This is a genomic window from Pontibacter sp. HJ8 (assembly GCF_054824225.1).
In genome coordinates this window covers 1-4,726 of sequence record NZ_JSYF01000486.1, presented here as the reverse complement: position 1 = coordinate 4,726, position 4,726 = coordinate 1, and the positions used below count along the sequence as shown (strand labels likewise).

At 51.4% G+C, this 4,726-nt stretch carries 5 protein-coding genes; 3 read left to right on the top strand and 2 right to left on the bottom strand.

What is annotated here, in order from left to right:
• Positions 1–179 precede the first annotated feature (179 nt).
• A complete protein-coding gene (locus OB13_RS18280) occupies positions 180–1,067 on the top strand; it encodes a dienelactone hydrolase family protein (protein ID WP_461491622.1) in 888 nt (295 codons plus the stop codon).
• An 83-nt stretch (positions 1,068–1,150) separates the two neighbouring features.
• Positions 1,151–1,438: a hypothetical protein gene (locus OB13_RS18275; RefSeq protein ID WP_461491621.1), complete on the top strand. Its 288-nt coding sequence runs from the start codon at positions 1,151–1,153 to the stop codon at positions 1,436–1,438.
• Between the two features lie 115 nt (positions 1,439–1,553).
• Here the strand turns inward: OB13_RS18275 and OB13_RS18270 are convergent, their stop codons facing one another.
• Together OB13_RS18270 and OB13_RS18265 are read right to left on the bottom strand one after the other, a co-directional pair.
• Positions 1,554–3,083 carry a sigma 54-interacting transcriptional regulator gene (locus OB13_RS18270; RefSeq protein WP_461491620.1) on the bottom strand — a complete coding sequence of 510 codons (1,530 nt, stop codon included), beginning with the start codon at positions 3,081–3,083 and terminating at the stop codon, positions 1,554–1,556.
• 215 nt (positions 3,084–3,298) lie between these two features.
• Positions 3,299–4,399 carry a vWA domain-containing protein gene (locus tag OB13_RS18265; RefSeq protein ID WP_461491619.1) on the bottom strand — a complete coding sequence of 367 codons (1,101 nt, stop codon included), beginning with the start codon at positions 4,397–4,399 and terminating at the stop codon, positions 3,299–3,301.
• 161 nt (positions 4,400–4,560) lie between these two features.
• Here OB13_RS18265 and OB13_RS18260 point away from each other — a divergent pair.
• On the top strand, positions 4,561–4,726 hold a 166-nt coding region (locus OB13_RS18260), incomplete at its 3' end, for a DUF427 domain-containing protein (RefSeq protein WP_461491623.1).

Sequence of the window (4,726 nt, the reverse complement as noted above, 5' to 3'; positions counted from 1 at the left end):
TTTTGTATGCCAATAAACCCAGGTATAGGAGCAAGTCTTGAGGACTATTTCGAACCTAAAGACATCAGAATAGAAAAATAAAACTTACTACAACCACACCTAAACTTTAGCTACGCCACAGTTTAACCCAGTCCGTTACTTTAGCATACATCAAAAGGGAAATCAGTAATCAAAGAAACATGGACAGAATCAAAAAAGAAGACATCAGGCAGGAAGTGTTTGATCTTTACGACGACTACGCGCACAACCGGGTCCACAGGCGTGAGTTTTTACAAAAACTTTCGACCTATGCAGTGGGAGGCCTGACTGTAGCATCGCTCATGAGTTTTCTGATGCCCGATTACAAAGGCACTATCCAGGTCAAAGCGGAAGATCCACGACTCACATCAGAATACATAAACTACCAGTCAGCAAAAGGTGGCGGGACGATGAAAGCCCTGTTGTCGAAGCCTGCGGATGCAAAAAAGAAACTGGGAGGTATAGTGGTCGTTCATGAGAACCGTGGTCTGAATCCCTACATCGAAGATGTTGCCAGAAGGGCCGCACTCGCCGGATTTATCTCGATTGCTCCGGATGCCCTAACGCCACTGGGCGGCTACCCTGGCAATGACGATGAAGGCCGTGCACTGCAAAGCAAGCGCGACAGAAACGAGATGCTGGAAGATTTCATAGCAGCGTACGACTACCTGAAAAACCACAAAGACTGCAATGGAAAAATAGGGGTGGTAGGCTTTTGCTTCGGAGGATGGGTTTCGAATATGATGGCCGTGCGTATACCTGATTTGGCGGCAGCTGTTCCTTTCTACGGAGGGCAGCCGGCAAGTGAAGATGTACCAAAAATAAAGGCTCCCCTCCTGCTGCACTTTGCAGAACTGGACACCCGCGTCAATGAGGGTTGGCCCGCGTATGAAAAGGCCCTGCAGGAACACAACAAAAAATACACAGCTCACACGTATGCCCATACAAACCATGGCTTTCACAACGATTCGACCCCTCGTTATGACAAAGCTGCGGCAACGCTTGCCTGGGAGCGTACCATAGATTTCTTCAAGACTACGTTAAAGTAAGATGAGCGCTGGAGGCTGAGCCAGGGTCAGCTATGCACTGTCATAGCACCTGGGATGGCTCTCGTTCTTATACTGATACTGCCATGAACTTCACCACTTTCAAACAAAGCCTTTCCTCCTCTTCACCGCCGGATACGTCTGTATACCTGCAGGCCTTATGGTACGAAGCAAAGGGCGACTGGGACAAGGCCCATGTACTCATTCAGGACCTGCCGGACAAAAACGCCGCCTGGATACACGCCTACCTACACCGCCAGGAGGGCGATACCTGGAATGCAGACTACTGGTATAGCAAAGCAGGTCGAAAAAGGCCGGCAACCTCCTTGCAGGAAGAATGGGAAGGTATAGCCATTGCCCTGTTGTCTGAATAACTCTGCTTCCCGAATAGCCACAAGCCAAATAATAAAAGGCGAAGGCACAACTCCGTGCACCTTCGCCTCATCTGATTTAACTTTCTAACTTCTAAACTCTTAAACTCCCCAACTCCTAAAACTGATCATCATCGTCCTCGTCCTCTTCCCCAAACTTGGGCATAGAGAACATACCACTCAGCAGGTCCTTGAACTGCAGGCCTGTGCTGAGGCGGTTTTTGCTCAGTTGGCTGTGCTCGGCCAGTCCGTGCAGGGCAAACTCCATCAGGAACAGCTTTTCCTTCGCTTCGGCTTTTGGCTGGTACTTCTCCACAAGATTAGCCAGCCCGGGCACCTGCTGCAGCGCTTTTTTGTAGTCGGCCGCACTGGCATCATTCAGGATGTCCAGCGTATTGCCTTCCCCAAACCAGTCGATGACGCCTTTGTAAGGATTAGGCGCAGCTTTGTTCTTTTTAGCCTTGTCCGGGTCCGGGAAATACTTCAGGAACTGCGTCCGGATGGCTTTGCCCATGAGCACCTGCGCCACATGGCCGGCTCCCTCCTGCTCTCCTTCGTATACCAGCTCTACTTTACCGGTTACCGATGGGATCGTGTTCAGGAAGTCCGCCACCCGCACATACGTTGATTTCTCAGCGTTCAGCAGCGCCCGGCGTTCGGCTGCACTCAGCAGCGTCTCGAAAGCCGAAATGGTGAGTCGTGCCGAAACCCCGCTTTTAGGATCCACATACTCACTTTCGCGCGCCTCAAAAGCCACCTGCTCTATCAGGTCGCTGATGATCTCGTTGGAAGTTACCAGTTCCTCCTGCTCGTCTTTAATGTGCGCCTCCTGTTTGGTAATCTTTTTGCCTATCTCGATGGACTTCGGATAGTGCGTGATGATCTGGCTATCGATCCGGTCCTTGAGCGGCGTCACGATGGAGCCCCGGTTGGTATAATCTTCGGGGTTGGCCGTGAACACGAACTGTATGTCCAGCGGCAGGCGTACCTTAAAACCACGAATCTGAATGTCGCCTTCCTGCAGGATGTTGAACAAAGCCACCTGGATACGTGCCTGCAGATCGGGCAGTTCGTTGATCACAAAAATACCCCGGTGCGAACGCGGGATCAGGCCAAAGTGGATGACCCGCTCATCGGAGTAAGGTAGTTTGAGCGTAGCCGCTTTGATGGGATCGGCATCGCCAATGAGGTCAGCCACCGAAACGTCCGGTGTGGCCAGCTTCTCGGTATACCTGTCGGAGCGGTGCATCCAGCCGATGGGTGTATCGTCGCCGTGCTCGTGCACCAGGTCTTTGGCGTAGCGCGACAGCGGCAGCAGCGGATCGTCGTTGAGCTCTGCGCCGTGCACCACCGGGATGTATTCGTCCAGCAGGTCGATCATCAGGCGGGCGATACGGGTCTTGGCCTGACCACGCAAGCCCAGCAGGTTGATGTGGTGCATGGAAAGGATGGCGCGTTGCAGATCGGGCACTACCGTCTCTTCGTACCCCCATATACCCGGGAACACATCTTCCTTCTGTTGCAGTTTTTTGATCAGGTTCTGACGCAGTTCCTGCTTCACCGTTTGCGGTTCGTAGCCGGCCGCTTTCAGCTGGCCTAGTGTCTTTATCTTCAGTAAGTTCTCTGATGGAATATCTGTGTATTGCATTCTTAAATGGTTGAATGGCTAAATTGTTTAATTGTTGAGTGGCTGTTAATCCACCCCTGATTAAGCTCTTTAATATTTCTTAATTCGAAAGGAAACTGTTGGGATTTCCTAATCCCTGTATACTTATTAGCGGATTAGGAAATCCGAGACAGCTAGAGTAAAACAGCAGGAGGCACTATTTCAGCCCATCCTATTCATCTCTTAATCTTAAAATCCTAGAAGGTTTTTTTCCGGTTGCGGCCATAGTCGCGGAACACCAGGTGCCCCAACCCTTTCAGGCTGCTGTAATAGGCCTGGCCGTTGTTCACTTTGGTGAATTCCTCTACGAATTGCTGTAGGTATGGATCGGAGGCGATCATGAAAGTCGTGATTGGGATCTTGATCCGGCGGCACTGGGCAGCCAGGTTCAGCGTCTTGTTCACCACTTTGCGGTCCAGGCCGAAGCTGTTTTTGTAGTAGTGCAGCCCCTCTTTCAGGCAGGTTGGTTTCCCGTCCGTGATCATGAAGATCTGCTTGTTGGGTGTTTTGCGTTTGCGCAGGATGTCCATGGCCAGTTCCAGCCCTGCCACCGTGTTGGTGTGGTAGGGGCCCACTTCCAGGTAAGGCAGGTCTTTGATCTCTATCTGCCAGGCATCGTTGCCAAACACAATCACATCCAGTGTATCTTTCGGGTATTTCTGCTTCACCAGCTCGGCCAGGGCCATCGCCACCTTCTTGGCAGGCGTGATGCGGTCTTCGCCATACAGGATCATGGAGTGCGAAATATCGATCATCAGCACCGTAGAGGATTGGGTCTTGTGCTCGGTCTCGGTTATCTCCAGGTCCTGCTCGGTGAGCCGGAAGTCGGACAGGCCGTGGTTGATCTGGGCATTGCGGATGGAGTCGGTCATGGCGATCTGCTCCAGTGCATCACCAAACTGGTACTCGCGGCGGTCGCTGCTGGCTTCGTCGCCTATACCTGTCTGCCGGGTGGCATGGCTGCCTTTATTGCCTTTCTTCAGCTTCCCGAAGATCTCTTCCAGTGCGCTCCTGCGGATGTTCTGTTCACTTTTGGCGGTGAGTTGCAGGGCGCCGTTTTCTTGCGGATTCTCATCGAGGTAGCCTTTCTTCTTCAGGTCTTCAATGAAATCGCCTATGCCGTATTCATCCCCGGTGAGGCCATACTGCTTGTCGAGCGAACTGAGCCACGAGAGCGCCTCCGCCACATCGCCGGAGGTGATCATGACCAGTTGCAGAAAGATCTTCAGCAGCGACTCAAAACCCTGCGGGTCATCCTGCGGGGGAATATATTCTGTAAATCGAAATCCTAGTGCCATATGTAATAAACTATGATTTATACTTCAACAACGCATTGCCTCCTATTGTTCTTATACATGCCTCCTTATACGCAGATTATCGGGCAAGCAAAGAAACAGCAACCCTACGCATTGAGTGACAGTAAGTTATTCAGAGCAACCCATCATTAATTAGATAGACTATGAAAGCAATTTTCAACGAAATAGTGCTGGCTGACAGCGACCAGACCGTGAAAGTAGACGGTGCTTACTATTTTCCGCCCAACACCGTGAAGAAAGAATACCTGGAAGAAAGCAGCACCCATACGTCTACCCCCGATAAGGGAGAAGCAGCTTTCTACCATATCA

Excerpts from the sequence above, each read along its gene's own strand:
- OB13_RS18280 (WP_461491622.1), top strand. The coding sequence starts at position 180 with ATGGACAGAATCAAAAAAGAAGACATCAGGCAGGAAGTGTTTGATCTT.
- OB13_RS18275 (WP_461491621.1), top strand. The coding sequence starts at position 1,151 with ATGAACTTCACCACTTTCAAACAAAGCCTTTCCTCCTCTTCACCGCCG.
- OB13_RS18270 (WP_461491620.1), bottom strand. The coding sequence starts at position 3,083 with ATGCAATACACAGATATTCCATCAGAGAACTTACTGAAGATAAAGACA.
- OB13_RS18265 (WP_461491619.1), bottom strand. The coding sequence starts at position 4,399 with ATGGCACTAGGATTTCGATTTACAGAATATATTCCCCCGCAGGATGAC.